Below are 23,870 nucleotides of genomic sequence, written 5' to 3' on the forward strand. Positions count from 1 at the left end.
GTCAGATTGCAGTCCAGGCGCTCCTTCGCGCTCTCCCGCCCGTTACGCCGCCCCCACCTGCTCATAGTCTTCGCCCTCGGCTCCCTGCTGGTCGGCCTCACACCCTGGCTCGGGGTCACGAGCACCGCGGCGGCCGGCCGCGTCCCGGGGCCGCGGGCGGCGCCCGTGCCCACCGATCAGCAGGCGGCGGTGCAGTCGCCGCACCACGGCATCGCGCCGGCGAACGCCATGGAGCCCGCGGCTCCCGTCCTCGACCGGGGCGGGTGGACGGCGACGGCGAGCGACGAGGAGACCACCGGCGAGAACGGCCGCGCCGCCAACGTGCTCGACGGTGACAACAACACGATCTGGCACAGCAAGTGGACCGCCCCCGCCGCTCCCCTGCCGCACAGCATCACCCTCGACATGCACCGCACCGCGGTCGTCTCCGCCCTCGTCTACCGACCGCGCGCGGGCGGGTCCAACGGGCGCGTCGGCGAGTACGCAATCAGCGTCAGCCCGGACGGCCAGAACTGGGGCGCCCCCGTCGCCACGGGAACCCTCGCCGACGACGCCACGGCCAAGACCCTCGGTTTCGCCCCGACGGGCGCCCGCTTCGTACGGCTGACGGCGGTCACCGAGGCCGGCAACCGCGGGCCCTGGACCTCCGCCGCCGAGATCAACCTGCTGGGCGATCCCGGCACCCCCGCCGCGACGGTCGACCTGCCCCGGGGCGGGTGGACGGCGACGGCGAGCGACGAGGAGACCACCGGCGAGAACGGCCGCGCCGCCAACGTGCTCGACGGCGACGACAACACCATCTGGCACAGCAAGTGGACCGCCCCCGCCGCTCCCCTGCCGCACAGCATCACCCTCGACATGCACCGCACCGCGGTCGTCTCCGCCCTCGTCTACCATCCCCGCGGCAACGGGCCCAACGGGCGGGCGGGCGCGTACACCGTCGCGACCAGCACCGACGGCATCTCCTTCGGCGCCGCGGTGGCGTCGGGCACCTGGCGGGACGACGACACCGTCAAGACCGCCACCTTCACCCGCGCCGAGCACGCGCGCTACGTACGCCTCACCGTGACCACCGAGGCCGGCGGCCGCGGGCCGTGGACCTCCGCGGGGGAGATACGCCTGAGCGGGCCGGCCAGCCCCGCCGTGCACGGGTCCTGGGGCAGGATCATCGGCTTCCCGCTGGTGCCGGTGGCCACCGCCGCCCTGCCCGGGGACAAGCTGCTCGCGTGGTCCGCGTACGCCGTCGACCGCTTCGGCGGCAGCAACGGCTACACGCAGACGGCGATCCTGGACCTGAGGACGGGCAAGGTCACCCAGCGCCGCATCGACAACACCGGCCACGACATGTTCTGTCCCGGCATAGCCATGCTGGCCGACGGCCGGGTGCTGGTCACCGGCGGCAGCAACGCGGAGAAGGCCAGCATCTACGACCCGGCCACCGACTCCTGGTCCACGACCACCAGCATGAACACGGCCCGCGGCTACCAGGCCATGACCCTGCTCTCCACCGGCGAGGCCTTCGTCCTCGGCGGGTCCTGGAGCGGGGACGCGAGCACCGACAAGGCCGGTGAGGTCTGGTCGCCGGACACCCGTACGTGGCGCAACCTCCCGGGCGTTCCCGCGTCGCAGGCACTGACGGCCGATCCGGCCGGCGCCTACCGCGCCGACAACCACATGTGGCTGCACGCCACTTCGGGCGGCAAGGTCCTCCAGTTGGGCCCGAGCAAGCAGATGAACTGGATCTCCACCAGCGGCCGGGGCGCCATCACCCCGGCCGGCACCCGGGCCGACAGCCAGGACGCGATGACCGGCAACGCCGTGCCGTACGACATCGGCAAGCTGGTCACACTGGGAGGCTCGCCGGCCTACCAGGACTCCCCCGCCACGCAGCGGGCGTACACCGTAAGCATCTCGGGCAGCCAGGTCCAGGCGGCCCGCACCGGGGACATGGAGCACCCGCGCGCGTTCAGCAACAGCGTCGTCCTGCCGGACGGCAAGGTGGCGGTCTTCGGCGGCCAGGCCCGCCCGGTGCCCTTCAGCGACGCCACGTCGGTTCTGACACCCGAGCTCTGGGACCCGGTGACCGGCAGGTTCACCCCGCTCGCCTCCATGGCCGTCCCGCGCAACTACCACAGTGTGGCCAACCTGCTGCCGGACGGCCGGGTCTTCTCCGGTGGCGGCGGCCTGTGCGGCGACTGCGCGACCAACCATCCCGACGGGGCGGTCTTCACTCCGCCCTACCTGCTCAACGCGGACGGTTCGCCCAAGCCGCGACCCGTCATCACCGGGGGTGTGCCCCCGAGGGCGGCCCCCGGCACGCAGCTGACGGTGAGCACCGGGGCCTCCGTGGCGTCGTTCGTCCTGATGCGGGCCGCGGCCGCGACCCACTCCACGGACAACGACCAGCGGCGGGTGCCGCTCGTGTCCACGACGGCGGGGACCGGCACGTACACCGTGTCGATCCCGGCGGACACCGGCGTTGTGCTGCCGGGGACGTACATGCTCTTCGCCCTCGACGCGCAAGGGGTTCCGAGCATCGGGCAGTTCGTCACCGTTTCCTGATCCGGAAGTGCGTCGCCCGGCCCGGTGGGGCGGACGGCGGCGCCGGAGCCGAGGCCCGGGGACACCCGTCCCGGGGCCTCGGCTCGTCGGTCGGTGCACGCACCGCCACCCCGGCATGTGATCCTTACCGGACTTCCGCACGAACGTCGTGGCCGGATCACGGCGGATGGCACGGGTGTTCGGGCGACCGGTCTCCTCGCGCGCTCGCCCGCGGGTACGGTTCCGGCATGGACGACTCCACAACGAACCCGAGCGACGACGGCGCGGCACTGCCGGCGGTGGTCATGGCAACCGCACGCAGACAACTGGCGGAACGGGGGGCGTCGGGGTTGTCCCTCGACGTCGTGGCCCGCGACAGCGGTCTCCCCGGCACGGCTGTGAAAGCCGCCTTCCCGCACCGGGACGACCTGCTGACCGCGCTGGTCGTGGACGCCTACGATGCCTCCGGTGCGGCGATGGAGCGAGCCGACCGGGCCGCCGCCGACGCCGGTGCGACGGCGGGTGCCAGGCTCCTCGCGGCCTCCCGGGCCCTGCGGGAGTGGTCCTTCGCCAACCCGGCGGATTTCACGCTGATCTACGGATCGCCCGTACCGGGCTACCACGCCCCGCAGGACACCGTCCCGCCCGCCTCTCGCACCCCTGCGGTCCTGGCCGGCATCCTGCGGTCGGCGCTGGAGGCCGGCGAACTCACCCCGCCCCGGCGGACACTGCCCGGCGGGCTGCTGCGGCCGGAGGCCCTGGAGCTCTTCGGCGGTGCGCCCGAGGCTCCCTTCTCGGACATCGTCGAACGGGGCATCGTCCTGTGGAGCAGCCTGATCGGGCTGCTGGTGTTCCAGGTCTTCAGCCGGACGCACGACAGCGTCCGGGACGAGGCGGCCTACTTCGACCACGCCGTCGCCGTCGCGGCCGAGACCGTCGGACTCGAGGTCCCCTTCTGCGAGGGCGACCGCTGACGTGACCGCCATCAGGACCCTCTGTTTCGCGATAGCGGCCCTCTCCTCCTACGCCGCGCTCTTCTACCGCCTCTCCCAGGCCCGGCGCAGCTGGCGGGACGGCGCCTACCGCGCGCTGATCGCCACCCTGCTGCTCCAGTGCCTCACGTTCACCATGGGCGCCGTGGCCATGGGCGGCGGAAGCTTCCTCGGCGTGGGCAACCTGGCCATCCTCATCATGCACCTGGCAGCGGTGGCCTTCTGCGTCGCGGCGCAGATCATCCTGCTGCGATGGGCGGCCACGGACGAGGCGGCGGCCCGCGGGACCCGCTACTGGCTGATCACCGGCATCGTCCTGGACGTGCTGCTGACGGTCCTGTTCTTCCTCGCGGACGGCCCCGGCCGGCCCACCTCCGACTTCGACGGCACCAGCAGGCCGCTGCTCCTCACCTACCTCCTGGTGTTCATCGTGTCCCAGGCCGTGCCGTGCGTGACGATCTACCGCCAGTGCGGCCCGTACGCCCGGATGACGGACAACGCCTCGCTGCGGCAGGCCCTGCGGATGCTGTCCGTCGCCGCCGTGGTGCTGTTCCTCTACTGCACGGCCCGTACGGTCAACATCCTGACCGCGGCGGCCGGCGTGGACATCGGCGCCTGGAAGCTCGCCTCGAACGTCTTCAGTGCCTCGGGGATCGTGATCCTCTCCCTCAGCCTGATCAACTCCCTCTGGGGGCCGCCGGTTTCCCGGCTCACGGAGTGGGCCCGCAGCTACCGCTCCTACCGGGCGCTGCACCCGCTGTGGCGGGACCTGTACGAGGCTTCGCCGGACATCGCGCTGGAACCCCCGGGGTCATCGGTGTCCGACCTCAACTACCGCCTGCACCGCCGGGTGGTCGAGATCCGCGACGGCTGGCGCGACTTGCGCCCCTACATCGACCGGGAGACCAACGCGGCAGGCGCCGCGGGCCGGCAGACGGGCGGTGGGGCGAACGGAGAGGCCGGCGCGGAGCTGCGGCAGGCCTTCGCGGAAGCGGCGCAGATCAGACAGGCTCTGCAGGCGAAGCGGACCGGCATCGTCCCCGACCACAGCAAGGACGCCGGCGATTTCGACGACCGCGACACGGACAACTTCGTGGCGGAAGTCGCCTGGCTCACCCAGGTTGCCGCCGCCTACAGTAAGCTCAGCAAGGCGAGTTGAGAGCTCCCGCCCGGTTTGCATCCCCCGTCAAACCGGGCGGGCACTCCCGTTCCCCCGTGTTTCATCGGGCCGGACGGGTGGCTTCCGCCCGGACTGGCCCGGCCCATCCCCCGAGGGCCGGGCCAGTCCGATTTTCCGCAGCAACCCGACCCCGTTTCCCCCGTGAGTCGCGTTAGCTGACAGCTATCGGCGAGACCCAACGTTGGCGGAGTCCAGGCCAATTGTCAACTGACCGCTATTCTGGGAAACTGACGTATAGCCAAGGGCTATACCGAGGAGGTGACGGGAGGAAGGTTCACCATGACGGAGACCGAGACCGGGGGCGATGACCGGCCCCTGCTCGCAGTGCGTCTCGACGACCTTTTCAAGACGGTGCGCCCCAAGGGCAAGCACTGGACCAACGCCGAGGTGGCGGAGGAACTGAAGCGGGCCAGCCCCGAACTCAAGGTCGGGGGTGTGTACTTGTCGCAGCTGCGGACGGGGAAGCGCTCCAATCCCTCACCCGACCTCCTCGCCGCCCTCGCCCGCTTCTTCGGCGTCTCCGTCGCGTACTTCTTCGACGACAAGGTCGCCCGGTCGGTCCTCAGCGAGCTCGCCGCGGTCGAGGCGCTGCGGCAGTCCGGAGTCCGCGCCGTGGCGATGCGGGCGGCCGGTATGAAGAAGGAGAACCTCCAGGCCATCACGGCCATCATGGACCAGTACCGGCAGTTGCAGGGGCTCCCGCCGGTCGACGACCCCTCCGGCACCGAATGAGGGGCGCCAGGAGAGAGCGGTCGGCCGGCCAGGACCGCCGCACGCAGCTCAAGAAGCTCCGGAAGGCCGGTGCGGAGCGGATCGCCGAACTCGACCTGCCGAAGGCGACCGACGTGGCCGAACTGTGCCGCCACCTCGGTGAAGCGCGGGGCCGCCCCATCATCCTGGTACCGATGCAGATGCCCTCGTCGCACCCGTGCGGCATGTGGGTCGCCGCCCGCGACGAGGACCTCATCTTCTACGATGCCAACACCACCAGCGCGCATCAGGAGCACATCATCTTGCACGAGCTGGGCCACATCATCTGCTGCCATCGCGGGGCCGGCGGGCTGGACGAGGCGGCCGCCCGTCTGCTCTTCCCCAACCTCGACCCCGAACTCGTCCGCGACATGCTCCTGCGAGCGGCCTACGACGACGTGCAGGAGCAGGAGGCGGAGATCATCGCCTACCTGCTCTCCCAGCGGATGGGCGCCGCCGAGGGCCGCGACGGCGCCGCCCCCTCCGGCGAGACGGGAGCGGCCGGGGATCCGGGGACGACTGCCATGCTCAGCCGCATCGAACGCACGCTGTTCTGACATGGCCGGCTCAGGACCGGGCGGCAGCCGCCACCTCCTCGGCCAGGACGGTGACGGCCCGGCGGACGTCGTCCTCGCGGTGCTCGCTCGTGAGGAAGAACCGCAGCCTCGACAGGCCCTCCTCCACGGCGGGGTGGAAGATCGGGTCGGCGATGACCCCGCGCGCGAACAGCCGGTCCGCGACGCGCAGGGTCCGCGCCGAGTCGCCGAGGACGACCGGCACGATGGGGGTGCCGGCGCTGGAGCCGGTCGGCAGACCGGCCGCCGCGGCAAGGCCGAGGAAGAGTGCGGCGTTGCGCCTGAGCGCGCGCACCCGATGGGGTTCGGAGGCGATCAGCTCGGTGGCGGCCAGTGCGGCGGCCGCGTTGGCCGGGGTCAGGCCCACGCTGTAGACGAAGCCCGGGAGGGTGTGCCGCAGCCAGCGCACCATGCGGGCCGAGCCGCCGAGGTACCCCCCGCAACTGGCGAAGGACTTGGAGAGGGTGCCCATCCAGAGGTCCACATCGGACCGGTCGACACCGAACAACTCCCCCACGCCCCGGCCGTGTTCGCCCACGGTGCCGATGCTGTGCGCCTCGTCGACCATCAGCAGGGCGCCGTAGCGCTTCTTCAGCTCGATCACGGCGGGCAGGTCGACCAGGTCGCCGTCCATGCTGTAGGCGCCCTCGACGACGACCAGTACCCGGCGGAAGCGGGACCGGTTGATCCGCAGCAGGTGTTCCAGGGCACCGCTGTCGTTGTGGGCGAACGGCCTGCGTGCCGCCCCGGACAGGGCGCAGCCCTGGAGGATGCTGTCGTGGGCCAGCGCATCGTGCAGGACGAGGTCCCCCGCGCCGACGAGGTGCCCGATCGCGGTGACGTTGGTGGCATGGCCGCTGACCAGTGTGAGGCAGTCCCCGACCCCGAGGAAGCCGGCCAGGGCGCGTTCGAGACGGACCGTCAGTCCCCGTTCACCCGAGAGCGCACGGCTCGCGGAGACGGAGGTCCCGTACCGCTCCACGGCCCGGTGCACGGCTTCGTTGACCGCAGGATGGCCCGATATCCCCAGGTAGTTGTAGCTGCCGAAGGACAGGTACGAGCGGTCGCCGATCACCGTGGTGTCGCGGATGGTGCCCTCGTGGACGCGGAAGTACGGGAAATCGGCGCCGCCGGCGGTGACGGCGGCCAGGCGCTCCTCGAAGAGGGCGACCTCCGGGAAGTCGTCGACGCTCGCGGTCTCGGTGCCCCACTCGGCGGCCCGCGCCTCCCGGGACGGCAAACGGCCGGGCGCGGCAGGCCGTGGCCGGTCCGGATCGAGCAGCGCGATCAGCCCGCCGACGGTGAGTCCCGGCGCGAACAGGTCCTCGGAGCGGAATCCGGGCGCCCGCTTGCCGATGTTGACCGCCAGTTCCTGGAGCATGAGGGAGTCGAAGCCGAGACCGGCCACCAGCGTCATGCCCTCGCCCAGGTCCGCGAGGGGGAACACCCCGGTCCGCGACACCTCTTCGAGCACGATGGACACAGCGTCCTCGCCGGACGCGGCGGAGGAGGCGGCAGCGGCGGGCGCGGCGGACGGGGCCGGCGCCTCCGTCGGGGCGGGCGCCTCCGTCGGGGCGGGCGCCTCCGTCGGGGCCGACACGGCCGCCTCCCCCGCCTCGCGCTCCGCGTCGTCCACGACCCAGTGTCGGCGCGGGGCGAGCGGACTCGGCGGCAGGGTGCACGGGGGTGTGCGCCCCGCCGCGGGTGGTTCGGCCGGCGTCGGCGCGGGTCCGGACTCCACGGCACGGCCGGCCTCCAGCGCCGAGGCCGCCACGGTCAGCCGGGAGGCCGCCTCGGCCGAGTCCCGCGCCATGAGGGCGAGGCGCTCCCGCAGGGGACTGCGGCGGGCCAGCGTGTCCGCGACCCGGGCCAGCGGCGGCCCGTCCTCGGTGATGGTCCGTGCCACGTCCCGGGCGTACCGGACCAGCCCGGCCCGGTCGCGTGCCGTGAGGACCAGCTCATAGGGTTCCCCGGCCGGTGCAGAGCGCAGCGGTGGAGCGGGGGCCTCCTCCACGACCAGGTGGACGCCGGTGCCGCCGAAACCGAAGGCGCTCACCCCGGCCCGGCGGGGCAGGTCGCTCGCGGGCCACGCGACCGGTGTCGTCGCGACGGTCAGCCGCGCGGCGTCGAGGGCGGCGGTGTCGGCGAGGCCGAACTCCGGCTGCGGCGGGATCACCCCCCGCTGCACGGCCAGCACCGACTTGACGAGCCCGGCCAGTCCCGCGGAGTTGAGCGAGTGCCCGACCACGGCCTTGACCGCCCCGAGGTGGGCGGGGGCCGCGTCCTCACCCCGCAGTTCGCGCAGGACCTCGAGCTCGACGGGGTCGCCGACGGAGGTTCCGGTGCCGTGAGCCTCCAGGTATCCCACCGCGCCCGGGGACAGGCCCGCGTCGCGGTACGCCCGGCGCAGGGCTCTGAGCTGGCCGCCGGCCCGGGGGTGCATGCCGCCCTGCACGGTGCCGTCGTTGGCCGTGCCCACGCCGCGGATCACGGCGTAGACGCGGTCGCCGGCCGCCCGCGCGTCCGTCAGCGGCCGCAGCACCAGCACCCCGGCGCCCTCCCCCAGGACGAAACCGTCGGCGTCCGCCCCGAAGGGCAGGCATCTGCCGCTGCGCGAGATGGCGCCTATCCTGCACAGCCCGACCAGCAGGTCCGGGGCGAGAATCAGCTGGGCGCCACCGGCGATCGCGATGCGGGAGCGACCGGCGCGCAGCGCGTGGACCGCGTTGGCGACGGCCATGAGTCCGCCGGAGCACGCGGAGTCCAGTGCGTAGCTCTCGCCGTGCAGGTCGAAGACCGAGCTGATGGTGTTGGGTCCCATGTTGAGCAGGAGCCCGGCCACGGACGTGCCGTGCAGCCCGCTGACGGCGCGTACGGTCTCCTGCCAGCCGGAGTCCGTCGCCCGGGTTCCGAACTCGCCGCCGGCCAGCTGGCGCATCCGTATCCGCATGGTGCTGAGCTCGCGGTAGCCGCTCTCGGTGAGGGCCGTGATCACGGAGGTCTCCTCGCGGTCGAAGCCGTCCGCCTCCCACCCCGCATCCTGGATCGCCTCACGGGTCAGGTCGATCAGCAGCCGGTGCTGGGGGTCCATCGCGGCGGCCCGGCGCGGCGGGATGCCGTAGTGCGCCGCGTCGAAGTGGCCCACATCCGGCAGCAGCGCCATGGTGTCGGTGTAGGTCGACGACGTGTCGCGGAAGTCGCCGGTGAGGAAGGCGGCGCTGCGCCAGCGGGTGTCGGGGATGGCGGAGAACTGTGGCTTCGGGGCCGTCAGGAGCCGCCAGTACTCGTTCAGGTTCCGGGCTCCCGGGAACCGGCAGGCCATTCCCACGACGGCTATGGCCTCGTGCTGCTCCCCCGGCTTCTGCGTCCCTGTCACGGGCGTCACCCGGACGTCGGTCGCGCGCGCCACCAGTCGAGCGTGGCCTTGACCTGTTCGTCGACGGGAGTGGCGCGCACCGCGAACGCGGCCTCGTAGGCGCTCGAATCGACCGTGAAGGGGCCGTCGAACTGGTAGCGGATCTCCTTCAGTTCGCGCAGCAGTGGGGAGAAGAGTCCTCCGAGGGCCAGTACGGCCGGAGGGATCCTGCGCACCACAGCGGGCCCGGTTCCCGCTTCCGCGGCGAGCCGGTCGGCCATCTCCCGGACGGACCGCGCGGGTTGGGTCGGGACGTGCCAGGGGCGCCCCCAGGCCCGCTCCTCGGCCGCGACCTCGGCCATCGCCGCGGCCACGTCGGGGAGGTAGGTCCAGCTGTGCGGGGCGTCCGGGTCCCCCAGCGTGGAGACCGGCTTGCCGCGCAGCAGCGCCGGTACGACCCGGCCGGCGAGGTGCCCGCCGTCGGCGACGCCCGGCCCGAAGAAGTCGCTGGCGCGCACCTCGACCGCCTGGATGCGGCCCTGCTCGTGCCGTGCCCGGATCTGTTCCCAGGCGGCGGCGCGGACACGGCCCTTGGGGCCGGTCGCCGCGAGCGGCAGCTCCTCGGTCATCGGTCCGTCCACAGGCCCGTAGCCGTAGAGGTTGCCCAGCATGACCAGTACGGCCCCGGTGGCCTCGGCCGCGGCGCAGACCGAGGAGACGAGCGGCGGCCATGCCCGGACCCAGCGGTGATAGGGCGGCGCGGCGCAGTGGTGGATCGCCGCTGCGCCGCGTGCGGCGGCGGCCAGCCGCTCCCCGTCCGTCGCGTCGAGGGCGAGGTGCTCGATCCCCGGTTCCGGGCTTCTGCCCGTCCTGGTGACGACCCGTACGGAATGTCCCTGCTCTGCCAGCAAACGGGCGGTGGCGGCGCCTGCGGGTCCGAAACCCACGACCACATGAAGACTCACGGGCGCACAGTAGCGCGAGAGCGGATCGATCTCTTCCAAGTTTGGCTGGTACAGGTCAATCGCCGACCGGAACTGGCCCGTTGATCGGCAAGGCCTCTCGGCGCAGGGGCACGGAGGGCGGCCGGATTGCGCTGCGGCGAATTTGGCCAGGACCCGTCCGGCTCCCGGCCCCGGCGCCCGGCACCGCTCGGCCGCGGCGCCTGTGATCCGGAGCACGGTCGAGGTTGCCCCGCGTCAGGGTGGATGTTCGTCGCAGCGGCACGACGTCGACGCACGCGAACCGGCGCCGGCGCCGCGCCGGTGACCGGCGGTACGGAGGTTGCTGCAGCACACCAGTGGGATCTGCAACCACACCGGCGAGCTCCACGAGGACGGATCCCTGGAGCCGCACTGCTGGGTGATCCGGTCGGCCGGCAGGCCTGGGGCAACGCCTCCGCCCCGTACAGCTTGGTCGACGGGCATCGCCGGGACCGGGCGCAGCTCTCCGCCCGGCTGACCGGGCTCGCCGAGGCAGGCTGCGCTCCGCGGGCCTCCGCTTCCCGCGCCCCTGACGGGGCGCCACGCCGGAGGGCCGGACCCGTGCTCGCGGGCCCGGCCGTCGTGCTTCGGTGTCAGACGCGGTCGGCCGCGATCAGGACGTACTGGAAGGAGCCGTCCCTGTAGGAATTGATGAACGCCTCCTCGATACCCGTGACCAGGGAGGACGTGGCACGCAGCTCCCAGTAGGGCAGGGTCTCGGGGGTCAGGTCGATCACGGCCTGCGGCACGAGACGGTTGTCGGCCATGGCCCGCATGTACTCCCGGCGGGAGTGGATGTTGCACTCGAAGTGGGCGTTGATCTGGGAGACCCACTTCGAGGGCTGGCCGTAACGCGGGTTCCAGCAACCGGTGATCGTCACGTAGCGGCCGCCGACGGCGAGGACGCGGGAGTGCTCGGCGAACAGGTCGTGCAGGTCGACGTACATGCTCGACTCGTTGTTCCAGGAGGCGGCGGCCTGCCCGGTCTCGAACGGCGTGTGGAGCATGTTGCAGACGCGGGCGCGCACGGAGTCCTCGATGCCGAGCTCGCGAGCCCGCTGGTTCGCGAAGTCGGCCTGCTTGGCCGACAGGGTGACACCTTCGACCTTGCATCCGAACCGCTGGTGGGCCATGACCATCGAGCCGCCGCGGCCGCAGCCGGCGTCCACGAGCGTGTCGTCGCGTCCGATGGAGCCGAGGTGGTTGAGCAGGACGTCCGCCTGCGCGGACTCCAGGCGGTGGAGCTCGGCGATCAGCTTCTTCTCGTATGCGCTGTCCTCGGTGTCCCCGAGGGCCGCGTGGTCGATGTCACCGATGCCGTAGTGGTGGTGGTACAGACCGTCGACATCCCCGAGGCGCAGGTTCACCGGCCGGGCCTCGTGGTCCCAGTAGCGGGCGATGTCGCCCTGGTAGGGCGTCGCCGGCGCGGGGATGAAGGCGGAAGTGGGGGCGGCAACGGTGAAATCGGTGCTAGTCACGGATAAGTCCATCCTTACCAGAAGTCGGGCAGGCTGTATCGGTAGGTGTTGCTCTGGTGCCAGTAGTGGTTGCCGTCGACCCAGACGGCCACGCCCCGCAGGAAGCGCACCACGCGTGGATCGGGGCAGGAAACGGCCAGTTCCGCGGCCGCGGCCTCGAAGGCGTGCATGAGGTCGTTGTGGATCTCGACCGCCTTCAGGTAGGCCTCCTTGTCGGAGAGGCCCTCTCGTGCTGCGATGACCACCGGCAGGTTCAGGTGCAGGCCGGGGCTGTCGAGTTCCTTGGTGTAGGAGTACAGGTCGTTGGAGATGGTGGTGGCGTTGCCGGCCAGCGCGATCACCCGTTGCATGGCGGGCATGGCGTGCAGATCGGCCGGGAGTTCGTAGCCGCCCACGGTGTCGGTGATGGTGGGGCAGGGACGGAAGTTGTTGAACTGGCGCATCGCCAGGTATTCGGACACTTCCGGGACGTACTTCGTCTCGGCCCAGGCGGCCTCGGCGAGGTACCCCATGTGCAGCCGGGCCATGTCGTGCCGGTACCGGTCGGCCTGGGACGGGGTCGCCGCCTGCGCGAAGTACTCCATGGCCGAGCGGTAGGAGCGCCGCGGCGCGTCCGAGAGGAGCGACTGCGCCCACGCCGACTGGTATGGCGCGGTCGTGTGGACCGGGTCCAGGGCGGTGTGCGCCAGCAGAAGCCTTCCTCCTAGTCCGACCGGCGAACCTCCGTGGTCCTCGCAGTAGCAGTCGTCGACCACGTTCTCGGCGACCATCAGCCGCGTGGCGATCATGAGGTGGTCGACGGTGGGGGCGTCCGGGTGGCAGGCGACCATGTAGCGGCCCACGGAGAAGCCGTCGAACTGGTCCTCCCACTCCGGCGGATACGCCTGCACCTCGTCCACCGCCCAGCGCTTGATCCGGCGGCTGACCTCCTCCACGCGGGCGGGGTCGGGCTCCGGGACGGGGTGGTGGTACAGGCCGGGGATCGGCCTGCCCCCCGCCGCCGGCCGGGGGGCGGGCGGGTCGGCCGGCGCAGGCGGCGCGCCGGGCGGCGCCTGGCGCGGGGTGAAGAACAGCCCCTCCGTGCCCACACCGCTGGGTCCGCGCAGGATCCGTTCCAGGGCGGGGTTCGGTGTCGCCGCCGCCGCGGCGGCCTCCCGCGCCGGCCCGGCGGCCGGGTCGCCACCCGGTCCTTCGGCCGGTACGGGCAGCGCCTCGGGCACGGGCGCGGGAGCAGGAACGGGAACGGGAACGGGAACGGGATGGGAGGGCCGGGCCGCCGGCCCGAAGGGCAGCGCCGGCCCGGTCGGCAGCGCGGGCTTGCCTCCGGTGACGGCGTCGGCGCCTCGGCCGTGTCCGTGGGTCCCGAAGCGGGCCGCGGCGGCAGGCAGGCTCGACTGCGCAGGGGAAGGCCCGGGAACGGGCATCCGTGGCTCCTAGGTGATGGGGGTGGCTGTGCCGGACCCTCCCGGGCACGTTCGGCCGGCCCGGGAGGGGCCGGGCTGATGACGGCAGGGCCGTCAGTCGCGTCGGCGGCCGATCTGGACGTTCTCCATCACGCCGAGCGCGTCGGGCACCAGAATGGCGGCGGAGTAGTAGGTGGTGACCAGGTACGAGATGATCGCCTGCTCGCTGATGCCCATGAAGCGCACGGACAGGCCCGGCTCGTACTCCTCCGGCAGCCCGGTCTGGTGCAGGCCGATCACGCCCTGGTTGTCCTCGCCCGTGCGCATGGCGAGGATGGAGCTCGTGTTCTCCTTGCTGATGGGGATCTTGCTGCAGGGGAGGATCGGGACCCCGCGCCAGGCCGGCACCTGCTGGCCGCCGAGGTCGACGTGGTCGGGGTAGAGCCCGCGGGCGTTGAACTCGCGCCCGATCGCCGCGATGGTCTTGGGGTGGGCGAAGAAGAACTTGGTGCCGCGGCGGCGGCACAGCAGTTCGTCCAAGTCGTCCGGGGTGGGCGGGCCGGAGTGCGTCTGGATGCGCTGCTTGAAGTCGGCGTTGTGGAGGAGGCCGAACTCCCGGTTGTTGACGAGCTCGTACTCCTGGCGCTCGCGCAGCGCCTCGATGGTGAGCCTGAGCTGTTCCTCGGTCTGGTTGTGCGGCCCGTTGTAGAGGTCGGCGACGCGCGTGTGGACGCGCAGCACGGTCTGGGCGATGGAGAGTTCGTACTCGCGCGGCTTGAGTTCGTAGTCGACGAACGTGCCGGGGAGCGCGGCCTCGCCGGTGTGTCCGGCGGACATCGCGATCTCGGCCTCGCCGTGCTTGTTCTGCCGCTGGTGCGGGAGCGAGCCGAACTGCTCGACGTGTGCCCGGAGGTTCGGTGCAGCGTCGAGGACGGCGGAGAAATCGGCGCGGGAGAGGGTGAGCAGGGTGCCGGAGGTCTCGGCGGTGGCCGTGCAGTCGGCGGTCGCGTCGGCGTCCAGCAGCGCGTTCTCGCCGAACCGGTCGCCGTCGGCCAGCACCGCGACGGCGATCGCGTCGCCGTACTTGCCGACCGAGGTCTGGCTGATCCGGCCGTGGGCGATCAGGTGGATCCGATCGGCGGCGGCCCCGCGCTCGACCAGCACCTCGCCGGCGCGGAAGTCGCGCTGGACGCACCGGTCGGCGAGCGTGACCAGCACCTGCTCGTCCTCGAAGCCGCGCAGCATGGCGAGTTCGCCCAGCTCGCGCGGGATCACGCGGACGTTGGCTCCGTCCTGGACGAACTCGATGCGACCGTCACCGACGGTGTAGGTCAGGCGGCGGTTGACACGGTAGGTGCCGCCCTTGGTCTCCACCCAGGGGAGCGTCTTCAGCAGCCACCGGGAGGTGATCTCCTGCATCTGCGGGGCGGACTTGGTCGTGGTGGCAAGGTTGCGGGCCGCCGCCGTGCCCAGACTGGTCTGCTGGGTCGGCTCCAGCTGCGCCTCTGGGCTGGTGTCCACGGTCATCGCGCAGGGCTCTCCTTCGTGCGGGCGGTGATTCGGCACATGGGTGTGCCTGTCACCAGTGAAAGAAGAAAAATAGGGTGAATACCCGGGCAATCCCTCTAGATCCGGAAGCACACTAACGGCCCGCCAACCGGATCCCCCAAAGGAAGGGGCGGGCATTACCTCGATTCGGTGATCTTGGGCCGTGGGGTGTTTGACCAGGTCCTCCGCGGTTTCGGACACGCACGCCGGGCACTTTCCGCCAAGGCTGCGGCGGACTGTCAACTTCCGCTCCGTCGGCCGAGGTTGCGGGGCGCTCATCCGGACAACCGGAGTGGTGCGGCGGCGGGTCCCCGCTCTCCGTGACCGGCGGCGCGGCGAGGTGGACCGGCCGACCGTCCGGGCGCGTCGCCGGCGCGGCCGGCGCGGGGCCCGAGCGGGCGCTCCCGCCGGACTGCCGGCCCGGCATTGCACGCACCGCGGGGGCTTCGGCCCGGTGTCCCTGCACACCGAACGGCAGGCACCGGACGCCTGCGGGATCGGGGAGGTGGCCGAGGTGTGCCCGAAGCCGCTGCGGATGCGGGAGGCCGACCCCGAGGCGCCGCGCAGCCCGGTCGGCCGAAGTCACCGTTCGAGGACGTCACCCGCCCGGTCTTCGGCGGGCGTACGAGCGGGCACTGCCGGAGTTCTCCGGACCATACCGCTCCGCCGCCCGCGTGGGCCCCGCAGGCCGGCCGGCGAGGGCCGATCCGCAGGGCCGGGCGCGCCGTACGCGAGGAGGCGGCGGTGACACCCGGGCGACGCCCCGTGGCTCAAGCGGGCGGGGGGGCCGTGATCCGGCGGACCGACTCCACGACGGCCGCCCGGTGGCGCGCGAGCCGCTCGGCGGGCCAGCCGGTGCCCGCCGCTCCCGCCGCCGGGCCGCCCACCGCCCCGAACCAGGCCTGTGACAGGCCGATGACCAGTGTCAGCACGTCCGCTGCGGCGATGCCGGCGTCGATCCGGCCCGCTTCCTGCGCCTCCCGCACGGCCGCGATCTTGCCCTCGTAGGACTCGGCCTCCGCCCCCGTGGATCCGGGGCGCTCCAGTTGCTTCCACAACACGAGACGCATCAGCTCGGGCCGCTCGACGAGGTGGTCGAACACGGCGCCCGCGTAGCCGGGCAGGTCACCGGCGTCGAAGGGGACGATTTCCGAGCCGGTCTCCAGGGCCCGCCGGAGCACGGCGTCGAAGAGCTGCTCCTTGTTGCCGTAGTAGACGTAGATGAGCCGCTTGTTCGCCTGCGCGCTCTCCGCGATGCGGTCGACGCGCGCACCGGCGATGCCGTACGCCGCGAACTCGGAGAAGGCCGCGTCGAGCAGGCGGGCCTTGGTCGCGTGGGAATCCCGTGCCATGGGCCGCAGCCTAGCAAGTAACTATCTGGTTATTGACAATGCGAACCGGTGCGCCGCAGACTCTATCTATCCGGTTAGTTACTTTCTTGGGAGGAGCACACCATGCAGATGCGCACACTGGGCCGCCAGGGTCTTGCGGTGGGGGCGGAAGGCCTCGGGCTCATGGGCATGAGCGCCCACTACGGCGCCACCGACGAGGCCGAGTCGCTCGCCACGATCGACCGCGCCCTGGAGCTCGGCGTCACCCTTCTCGACACCGCCGAGGGCTACGGCCCCTTCCGCAATGAGCAGCTGCTCGGCAAGGCACTCGCCGGGCGCCGCGAGGCGGCCGTCGTGGCGACGAAGACCGGGATCGAGTTCACCGACGAGGGCGCCTTCCTCGGCCACAACGGGACCCCCGAGTACATCCGCAGGTCGGCGGACCGATCCCTGCGCCACCTGGGCACCGACCACATCGACCTCTACTACCTGCACCGCGTCGACCCGAAGGTGCCGATCGAGGAGAGCGTGGGCGCCCTGGCCGGGCTGGTCGAGGCCGGCAAGGTCCGCCACATCGGTCTGTGCGAGGTCTCCCCCGCCACGATCACCCGTGCCCACGCCGTGCACCCGCTGGCCGCGGTACAGACCGAGTACAGCCTCTTCGAGCGCGGCATCGAGCACGACGGGGTTCTCGACACCCTCCGCACGCTGGGGATCGGGCTCGTCGCCTACTCCCCGCTCGGCCGCGGCTTCCTCTCCGGCGCCATCAGCAGCCCCGACGACTTCGCGGCGGACGACTTCCGCCGCACAGACCCCCGCTTCCAGGGCGAGAACTTCCGCCGGAACCTGGCCGTCGTGGACCGGGTGCGCCGACTCGCCGCCGACAAGGGGGTGACGCCCTCGCAGCTGGCGCTGGCCTGGACCCTGTACCAGGGCGCGGTGCCCATCCCGGGCACCAAGCGCCGCACCTACCTGGAGGAGAACGTCGCCGCGGCCGGCGTGGTGATCACCCCCGCCGAACTGGCCGCGATCGACGCCGTCGCACCGCACGGCGTGGCCTCGGGCGACCGTTACGCGCCCGAGCTGATGGCCTCCCTGAACGGCTGACCGGGCGCGGGATGCCGCGGGGACGTGTTCGATCCGGGCGGGTCCACGGGTCGGCGCCCCGCATCAGGGTGCGGGCCGTACGCGGTGCGCCGGCCCGGTTCCCGGTGGGGGTCGGCGCGTCGTGGCGTCGCGCCCCGCTCTCCGGGCCCGGTCAGAACCGCGGGAACCGGCGGTGACGAAAGTCAGCCGAGCGGCTCCGCAGGACCCGCCGGGTCGGCGGTGAGGGCCGCGGCGGCCGCGAAGAGGCGGGCGCAGCGGCGCGTCATGGCCTCCGGGGATTCGTCGGGGTGCTTGACCCACCAGCGGACGAGGGTGGCGACCAGGTCCCGCCACACGTACCTGAGGGCGTCCGCGTCCAGGGGGTCGTCGGAGCCTGCCGCGCGCAGCAGATCCGCGGTCCCCCCGGCGGCAAGACCGTCGAGGGCGGACCAGTACTCCGCGGCACGGCGTGCGGCCGCGCCGTCGGCCGGCAGGGACGTGTCGTACAGCACGAACCACGCCCTCCGCTGCCCTTCCAGGGCGGTGAAAATGCTCTGCAGCACCCGCAGGGGCGTGTGCCCGGTGGCCCCCTCCCGGCCCATCGCGGTGCGGACGGCGTCCAGCAGGCGGTCCCCGACGGGCACCAGGCAGGCGACGTACAGGCCCTCCTTGGTGCCGAAGTACTGGTGCAGCAGGGTCTTGGTGACGCCGACACGCTCGGCGATGGCGGCGAGGGAGGCAGCCGCGTAGCCGCGGGTGCCGAACTCCTCGGTGGCGGCGGCCAGGATCTGCTGCTGGCGGTGGTGCCGCGGGACTCCCTTGGTGCCGGCTTTCGAGCGGGGGGTTGCCATGGCGGCATATTATCAGTAAGTAATTTACCGTCAGGTAAGTTTCGCACCGCGACCTCTGGAGCGCACCCGTGCCCGGTACGACGCCACAGCCGACCTCCGCCGCGCGCACCCGGTCCTGGTGGGGATGGGGGTGGGCGGACGCACATCCCGACGACGCGGAGTGCACCGCGATGGGGGCCCTGATACCGGGCACCCTCGCCCACCCGCTGCCCGTCCCGCGGGTCCGCGACCTGGACATCGGGCGGCCCGCCGCCGAAGTCCCGGCGAGCCTGGCGCACCTGGTCACGGCCGACCCCGGGGACCGTGCGGCCCACGCCATGGGCAAGGCCTACCGCGACATCGTGCGCGCCCTGCGCGGACGCCCCGGCCGCATCCCCGACCTGGTCGCACGGCCGACGCACGAGCGTGACGTGGCAGACCTGCTGGACTGGGCCGGCGAGCGCCAGGTCGCGGTGGTCCCGTACGGGGGCGGCTCCTCCGTCTCGGGCGGTGTGGAGTACCGCGGCGACGCCCATCGCGCCGTCCTGTCCCTCGACCTGACCGCCATGGACCGCGTCCTGGAGGTCGACGCCGTCGGGCGGGCGGCGCGCATCCAGGCCGGCACCCTCGGCCCGGCCCTGGAGGACCAGCTGCGGCCCCACGGGCTGACCCTGCGGCATTTCCCGCAGAGCTTCGAGTTCTCCACGCTGGGCGGCTGGCTCGCCACCAGGGCGGGCGGCCACTACGCCACCGGGCGTACGCACATCGACGACTTCGTGCAGTCCCTCCGCGTGGTCACACCGGCCGGCACCAGCGCCTCGTGGCGGCTGCCCGCGTCCGGTGCGGGCCCCTCGCCCGACCGGCTGTTCCTCGGCTCCGAGGGGGCGCTGGGGGTCATCACCGAGGCGTGGGTGCGGCTGCAGCAACGCCCCGCCCACAAGGCGTCCGCCTCGCTCGCCTTCGGCGACTTCCACGCCGCGCTGGAAGCGGTGCGCGCCGTCGCGCAGTCGGACCTGTACCCCGCCAACTGCCGGCTGCTCGACGCCGGCGAGGCCGCGCTGTCGGGCGCCTCCCACGACGGCTCCGCGGTGCTCGTGCTGGGGTTCGAGTCCGCGGACGGACCCGTCGACGCCCGGCTGCTGCAGGCCGTGGGGCTGGCCCGCTCCCACGGCGGCAGGCCCGCCGCAGGGTCCGCCGCCGCAGCGGCCGCGGGCGGCACGCTGGGCGGGGACTCCGACGCGGCCGTGAGCGCCTGGCGCTCGGCCTTCCTGCGGATGCCCTACCTCCGCGACGGCCTGGCCAGGATGGGAGCCGTCGCGGAAACCTTCGAGACGGCGGCCACCTGGGACCGGATCCCCGCCCTGATCGAAGCGGTCCGCCAGGAGGTCGCAGAGGCGGCCCGCAAGGGCTCCGGCCACCCGGCGACCGTCAACTGCCGCCTCACCCACGTCTATCCCGACGGCGCGGCCCCGTACTTCACCGTCCTCGCGGCGGGCCGCCCCGGCGACGAGGCGGCCTTCTGGGACGACCTCAAGGCCGTGGCGAGCGACGTCCTGCACCGCCACCGGGCCACGATCACCCACCACCACGCCGTGGGCCGGGACCACCGTGCCGGATACGACCTCCAGCGCCCCGACCCCTTCGCACGCGCGCTGCACGCCGCCAAGGACGCCCTCGACCCGCGGGGCATCCTCAACCCGGGCGTGCTCGTCGGCTGAGGGGCGCCCCGCACGGGGGTCGGGGCGGCGAAGATGACCGGAGCGCGGGTCGTACGGTACGAAGACTTCTGTGAAGGAACAGATCCAGCCCTCGACCGTTCGCGTGTTCATAGCGCTCGCCCCGCCCGACGACGCCAAGGACGAGCTCGCGCGGGCGCTGCGGCCCGCCTACGCGGCGTACCCGGGCCTGCGGTGGAACCGCATCGAGGACTGGCACATCACCCTGGCGTTCCTGGGGGAGCTCCCGGTCGGGACGGTTCCGCTCCTGCGGCCGCCGCTGGCCGGCCTGGCGGCGGGCCGCCCGCCCCTCGAACTGGCGCTGAGCGGCGGCGGGCACTTCGACGAGCGGGTGCTGTGGAGCGGTGTCGACGGGGACCTCGAAGGCCTGCACCTGCTGGCCTGCGAGGTGCGTGCCGTGGTCAAGGAGTGCGGAGTGCCCTTCGAGGACCGGCCGCTGCGCCCCCATCTCACGCTGGCCCGGACCCGCCGAAACGATCCCGCGTGCGTGGTCGAGGCCGCCGCCGGGCTCGGCGCGTTCTCCGGCCGGCGGTGGCGGACCGCACGCCTGCACCTGGTCGGCAGCAACATCGGCCGCGGCCCGGGCCCGATCCACTACCGCGACATCGAGGCCTGGAGCTTCCGCCACGGCGGCTGAGGTCCCGTCCGGACACCCTGCGGCGCTGCCCGCAGCCGGGCCACCCAGGACGCGGGGCCCCCAGGGCGAGCAGCCGGAACATCCCGGCGGCCGGCCCGCGTCCGCCGCGGGCGCCGGAGCGTGACTGCGCTGCCGTCGCCTTGACGAGGGGGTGCCGGCCGCCGAGGGCGGCCTGCGGGTGGAAGTGGTCCGCCACGGGTTCGGAGCCGGGAAAAGCCACCGGCACGAGGCCCGCAGCCCGGCCGGTGCAGGTGCCTGGGGGCAGCTTCGGCCGGGACGGGCGCTTTCCTGCGCCCGCCGGCGAGCGGCAGCAGCCGCTGCGGCCGGCCGGCGCCGTGACCGGGGCGGGGAACACCCCGGGCGGACGTCGGTGAGAGCCTGGTGGAAGGAGCGTGGCGCGCAGGTCCACGGCCCCGGGCACGTCTGCGCCGGGCCGGGTGGGGGGAAGCGGCCGGGTGCGGAGGCGGCCGGGACCGGGCGCGCCGCTCGGCTCGGGTGTCGAGGCCTGTGCCCGCCGGGACGACCCCGCGTCGGGGATGCACGGCAGAAGGCGGAGTCGGCCCCTCGGGGAGGGTGGCGCGGTGTACGGAGCCGCGCGCTGCTCCGGTCGGGCAGCCCTCCGGGGGCCGGCCGGCTGACGCAACCTGACCGGTTCGGGGGCAAGTTCCGGTCCGCGCTGCACCCCCACGGGTGACCGCTGCCCGCAACGGCCGTGCCGGGCCCGCCTCCCGAGCCATTCTGGGAGTCGGCCCTCTTTTCGGACTGTGAGGTTCACGTGCCGCCCACCCGCTCCCCCCTCCACGCTGCCGTCGCCGCCTACCTCGAACGCCATCCCGCCGAACGTGACGCGCTCCAAGCCCTGTTGACGGCTCTCGACGCCGGAGCCGATCCCGCCGGCCGGTCGAGCGTGCCCGGGGACATGACGTGCAGGGCGGTCGTGGTCGACCCCCGTCGGCGCGTCCTGCACGTCCGGGACGAGGCCGGCGGCACGCCCCTCGTACCGGGCGGGCGCGTCGAGCCGGACGACCGTACGCTCATGGCCGCGGCCCTGCGCGGGGTCCAGGAGGGGGCGGGGATCCCGCCCGCCGCCCTCTGCCACACCGCCGAGTACCGGGGCGTGCCCGTCCACATCGGTGTCCGCGCCGTCGATGCGGGCCCGGGCCAGGGTGAATCGGCCCGCCCCCACTACGACTTCCGCATGGTCTTCCACGTGGCCGACCGGGACCTCGCCGCGGCGCCGCCCGCCGAAGGGGCGCCGGGGACCGAGTGGCTCCCCTTCGACGACGTCGGCCCGCCCGCCCTGCGGGCCAGACTCCTGGCGTCGGGGCTCGACGGCCGGGCCGAGCCGGTGAACGCCTCGGCGTTGATCCACGACGGCGCCGGCCGCTACCTGCTCCACCTGAGGGACGACGTCCCGGACATCTGGGAGCCGGGTGCCTGGGCCCTGCTCGGCGGCGGCCGTGAGCCGCAGGACGCCTCGCTGGAGGACACCGTCCGCCGGGAGCTGCGGGAGGAGGCCGGGCTCGAGCCCTCCGCCGTCGAGCCGTACACCGTGGAACACACCGTCGGGACGGACGGCACCACCGTCCCCGTGCAGATCTTCACCGCCCGCTGGACCGGAGACCCCGGCGCCCTCACCCTGACGGAGGGCGTCATGCTCGCCTGGCACGACCCACAGGCCATGTCCCGCCTGCGCATGTCCCCTTCGACCCGCGCCCTGATCCGCCGGCACGCCCAGGACCATTCCGCGGAGCCGGCCCGCGCCGGGACCGTGAACGCGGCGGTCCCCCACATCGTCGGTGTCCACCTCTACCTGGAACGCGACGGCGAGGTCCTGCTCGGGCTGCGGCACCCCGACTCACCGTACGCGGGCTCCGCCCATCATTTCCTCGCCGGGCACTGCGAGCAGGAGTCCGCCGTGAGCTGCCTGGTCAGGGAGGCGCGGGAAGAGGCCGGGCTCGTCGTCGACCCGGCCGACGTGGACCTCGTCCACGTGGTGCACGTCGTGGACCGGCCGGGTGCGCAGCCGCGCGTGCAGCTGGTCTTCCGGGCCCGGCGCTGGTTCGGTGAGCCGCAACTGCTGGAACCCGACCGGTGCGTGTCGTGGCAGTGGTGGCCGCTCGACGCGCTGCCGGATCCTGTCGTCCCCTACACCCGGGCCGCGGTCGAGGGCATCCGTGTCGGGCGCCTGTACACCGAACTCGGCTGGAGCCGCCCGGTGAGCGCCGGATGACCGCCCCGCGCAGGCACACGCTGCCGCTCGACGTGCACCTCCTGCTGCGCCGTGACGGGGAGCGCGGCCCCGAGGTCCTGCTGTCGCGGCGGTCCGGGCCGGTCTACGCGACTGGGATGTGGCACCTGCCGTCAGGCCACCTGGAGGCGGACGAGGACTTCGTCCAGTCCGTGATCCGGGAGGCCCGTGAGGAGACCGGGATCGTCATCGACACGCCGGACGTGCGGGCGGCCGTCACCGTGCACCACCGCCCCCCGACGGGCTCGTCCTCGCGCCTCGGTGTGTTCTTCGAGGTGCGCAGATGGTCCGGCCTGCCCCGGATCATGGAGCCGGACCGGTGCGACGGCCTGGGCTGGTTCGCGCTGGACGCGCTGCCGGCGCCGATGGTCGCGTACTGCCGGGCCGGGCTGGACGCCTACGGGGCCGGGCTCCCGGCGGCCGTCCACTTCCAGCGTGCGGGCGACCCCGTCGAACACCGGGACGGCGAACCGGGCCCCGCCCGTACCGAGTTCCTGGCCGGCCCGGCGGCCGCCGACCCGAGCCGCCCGCCCCTGCGCGAAGGGGGCCGGTAGCGTGCCCCGCGTGGAGCTGGGGAGCGAGGGGACCCGGCTCGTGGTGGTCCGGGGGAATTCGGCCTCGGGCAAGTCCTCGGTGGCGGAGGGGATCCGCGACCGGTTCGGTCGCGGCCTGGCCCTGGTCGGCCAGGACAATCTGCGGCGAACCGTGCTGAGGGAGCGCGACGTGCCCGGCGGCGCCAACATCGGGCTGATCGACACGGTCGCCCGCTACGCGCTTGACGCCGGCTACCACGTGGTGGTCGAGGGCATCCTGTACGCCGACCGGTACGGTGACATGCTCGCCGGTCTGCTCCGCGACCACCGCGGCGTCTCGCGCTGCTACTACCTCGACATCCCGATCGAGGAGACGCTGCGCCGCCACGCCTCGAAGGCCGATCCCGACCTACTGGCCCGGGTCACCGAGCTCCACCTGCGCGACTGGTACCGCGAACGCGACCTCCTACCCGGCGGCGTCGAGACCGTCGTCCGAGCCGAGAGCGCCCTCACCGAGACGATCGACCGCATCATGCGCGACTCGGGCCTGGAAGGCCTGCCACCCCGGACCGATTGACATCACCGACCTGGGCGAAACGGGCATAGGGTCGCGTAATCGTGGTAGACGCCGTGCATAGCGGTTCTACAGGAACCAGGAGGT

18 protein-coding genes are annotated in these 23,870 nt (G+C 73.0%); 11 read left to right on the top strand and 7 right to left on the bottom strand.

Annotated elements, in window-relative coordinates; all coding sequences use genetic code 11:
- The first annotated feature begins 6 nt into the window (after positions 1-6).
- The 5 genes from ACZ6JS_RS22040 (at position 7) to ACZ6JS_RS22060 (ending at position 6,020) form a co-directional block, all read left to right on the top strand.
- Positions 7-2,562 (top strand): discoidin domain-containing protein, encoded by a 2,556-nt coding sequence (locus ACZ6JS_RS22040; protein WP_469300144.1) that lies wholly within the window; start codon positions 7-9, stop codon positions 2,560-2,562.
- A gap of 227 nt (positions 2,563-2,789) precedes the next feature.
- Positions 2,790-3,515, top strand: a complete 726-nt coding sequence (locus ACZ6JS_RS22045) for a TetR/AcrR family transcriptional regulator (protein ID WP_469300146.1) — start codon at positions 2,790-2,792, stop codon at positions 3,513-3,515.
- A 1-nt stretch (position 3,516) separates the two neighbouring features.
- The gene (locus tag ACZ6JS_RS22050) at positions 3,517-4,692 is read left to right on the top strand and encodes an MAB_1171c family putative transporter (protein WP_469300148.1); all 1,176 of its coding nucleotides are present in this window, start codon (positions 3,517-3,519) and stop codon (positions 4,690-4,692) included.
- A 300-nt stretch (positions 4,693-4,992) separates the two neighbouring features.
- Positions 4,993-5,445, top strand: a complete 453-nt coding sequence (locus tag ACZ6JS_RS22055) for a helix-turn-helix domain-containing protein (protein WP_469300150.1) — start codon at positions 4,993-4,995, stop codon at positions 5,443-5,445.
- Positions 5,442-6,020, top strand: coding sequence for a toxin (locus ACZ6JS_RS22060; RefSeq protein WP_469300152.1), 579 nt, complete (start codon positions 5,442-5,444; stop codon positions 6,018-6,020). Before ACZ6JS_RS22055 ends, ACZ6JS_RS22060 begins: the two co-directional genes overlap by 4 nt.
- Positions 6,021-6,030: 10 nt before the next feature.
- On the opposite strand, the gene ACZ6JS_RS22065 is transcribed toward ACZ6JS_RS22060, so the two are convergent.
- From ACZ6JS_RS22065 to ACZ6JS_RS22090, 6 genes are all read right to left on the bottom strand, one after another.
- On the bottom strand, positions 6,031-9,360 hold the full coding sequence (locus tag ACZ6JS_RS22065) for an aminotransferase class I/II-fold pyridoxal phosphate-dependent enzyme (protein WP_469300535.1): 3,330 nt from the start codon (positions 9,358-9,360) through the stop codon (positions 6,031-6,033).
- Between the two features lie 59 nt (positions 9,361-9,419).
- On the bottom strand, positions 9,420-10,358 hold the full coding sequence (locus ACZ6JS_RS22070; protein WP_469300153.1) for an NAD-dependent epimerase/dehydratase family protein: 939 nt from the start codon (positions 10,356-10,358) through the stop codon (positions 9,420-9,422).
- A gap of 611 nt (positions 10,359-10,969) precedes the next feature.
- Entirely contained in the window at positions 10,970-11,866 is an 897-nt protein-coding gene (locus tag ACZ6JS_RS22075; protein WP_469300155.1) for a geranyl diphosphate 2-C-methyltransferase, read from the bottom strand.
- Positions 11,867-11,868: 2 nt separating this feature from the next.
- Entirely contained in the window at positions 11,869-13,278 is a 1,410-nt protein-coding gene (locus ACZ6JS_RS22080) for a family 2 encapsulin nanocompartment cargo protein terpene cyclase (RefSeq protein WP_469300156.1), read from the bottom strand.
- 93 nt (positions 13,279-13,371) lie between these two features.
- The gene (locus ACZ6JS_RS22085; protein ID WP_469300157.1) at positions 13,372-14,784 is read right to left on the bottom strand and encodes a family 2B encapsulin nanocompartment shell protein; all 1,413 of its coding nucleotides are present in this window, start codon (positions 14,782-14,784) and stop codon (positions 13,372-13,374) included.
- Positions 14,785-15,575: 791 nt separating this feature from the next.
- Positions 15,576-16,157: a TetR/AcrR family transcriptional regulator gene (locus tag ACZ6JS_RS22090; protein WP_469300159.1), complete on the bottom strand. Its 582-nt coding sequence runs from the start codon at positions 16,155-16,157 to the stop codon at positions 15,576-15,578.
- Positions 16,158-16,259: 102 nt separating this feature from the next.
- Here ACZ6JS_RS22090 and ACZ6JS_RS22095 point away from each other — a divergent pair, with 102 nt between their 5' ends.
- Positions 16,260-17,243, top strand: a complete 984-nt coding sequence (locus tag ACZ6JS_RS22095) for an aldo/keto reductase (RefSeq protein ID WP_469300160.1) — start codon at positions 16,260-16,262, stop codon at positions 17,241-17,243.
- Positions 17,244-17,425: 182 nt separating this feature from the next.
- On the opposite strand, the gene ACZ6JS_RS22100 is transcribed toward ACZ6JS_RS22095, so the two are convergent.
- On the bottom strand, positions 17,426-18,073 hold the full coding sequence (locus ACZ6JS_RS22100) for a TetR/AcrR family transcriptional regulator (protein WP_469300161.1): 648 nt from the start codon (positions 18,071-18,073) through the stop codon (positions 17,426-17,428).
- Between the two features lie 68 nt (positions 18,074-18,141).
- On the opposite strand from ACZ6JS_RS22100, the gene ACZ6JS_RS22105 reads away from it, so the two are divergent.
- From ACZ6JS_RS22105 to ACZ6JS_RS22125, 5 genes are all read left to right on the top strand, one after another.
- Positions 18,142-19,770, top strand: coding sequence for an FAD-binding oxidoreductase (locus ACZ6JS_RS22105; RefSeq protein ID WP_469300163.1), 1,629 nt, complete (start codon positions 18,142-18,144; stop codon positions 19,768-19,770).
- Between the two features lie 70 nt (positions 19,771-19,840).
- Positions 19,841-20,425 carry an RNA 2',3'-cyclic phosphodiesterase gene (thpR, locus tag ACZ6JS_RS22110; RefSeq protein WP_469300165.1) on the top strand — a complete coding sequence of 195 codons (585 nt, stop codon included), beginning with the start codon at positions 19,841-19,843 and terminating at the stop codon, positions 20,423-20,425.
- 775 nt (positions 20,426-21,200) lie between these two features.
- Positions 21,201-22,658, top strand: a complete 1,458-nt coding sequence (locus ACZ6JS_RS22115; protein WP_469300167.1) for an NUDIX hydrolase — start codon at positions 21,201-21,203, stop codon at positions 22,656-22,658.
- A complete protein-coding gene (locus tag ACZ6JS_RS22120) occupies positions 22,655-23,230 on the top strand; it encodes an NUDIX hydrolase (RefSeq protein ID WP_469300168.1) in 576 nt (191 codons plus the stop codon). Before ACZ6JS_RS22115 ends, ACZ6JS_RS22120 begins: the two co-directional genes overlap by 4 nt.
- Before the next feature lie 16 nt (positions 23,231-23,246).
- Positions 23,247-23,786 (top strand): AAA family ATPase, encoded by a 540-nt coding sequence (locus ACZ6JS_RS22125; RefSeq protein WP_469300537.1) that lies wholly within the window; start codon positions 23,247-23,249, stop codon positions 23,784-23,786.
- Positions 23,787-23,870: the final 84 nt, after the last annotated feature.

It is taken from the genome of Streptomyces sp. NPDC046349, assembly GCF_055587885.1.

Excerpts from the sequence above, each read along its gene's own strand:
- ACZ6JS_RS22045 (WP_469300146.1), top strand. The coding sequence starts at position 2,790 with ATGGACGACTCCACAACGAACCCGAGCGACGACGGCGCGGCACTGCCG.
- ACZ6JS_RS22055 (WP_469300150.1), top strand. The coding sequence starts at position 4,993 with ATGACGGAGACCGAGACCGGGGGCGATGACCGGCCCCTGCTCGCAGTG.
- ACZ6JS_RS22060 (WP_469300152.1), top strand. The coding sequence starts at position 5,442 with ATGAGGGGCGCCAGGAGAGAGCGGTCGGCCGGCCAGGACCGCCGCACG.
- ACZ6JS_RS22065 (WP_469300535.1), bottom strand. The coding sequence starts at position 9,360 with ATGGCCTGCCGGTTCCCGGGAGCCCGGAACCTGAACGAGTACTGGCGG.
- ACZ6JS_RS22075 (WP_469300155.1), bottom strand. The coding sequence starts at position 11,866 with ATGGACTTATCCGTGACTAGCACCGATTTCACCGTTGCCGCCCCCACT.
- ACZ6JS_RS22080 (WP_469300156.1), bottom strand. The coding sequence starts at position 13,278 with ATGCCCGTTCCCGGGCCTTCCCCTGCGCAGTCGAGCCTGCCTGCCGCC.
- ACZ6JS_RS22085 (WP_469300157.1), bottom strand. The coding sequence starts at position 14,784 with ATGACCGTGGACACCAGCCCAGAGGCGCAGCTGGAGCCGACCCAGCAG.
- ACZ6JS_RS22090 (WP_469300159.1), bottom strand. The coding sequence starts at position 16,157 with ATGGCACGGGATTCCCACGCGACCAAGGCCCGCCTGCTCGACGCGGCC.
- ACZ6JS_RS22095 (WP_469300160.1), top strand. The coding sequence starts at position 16,260 with ATGCAGATGCGCACACTGGGCCGCCAGGGTCTTGCGGTGGGGGCGGAA.
- ACZ6JS_RS22100 (WP_469300161.1), bottom strand. The coding sequence starts at position 18,073 with ATGGCAACCCCCCGCTCGAAAGCCGGCACCAAGGGAGTCCCGCGGCAC.
- ACZ6JS_RS22120 (WP_469300168.1), top strand. The coding sequence starts at position 22,655 with ATGACCGCCCCGCGCAGGCACACGCTGCCGCTCGACGTGCACCTCCTG.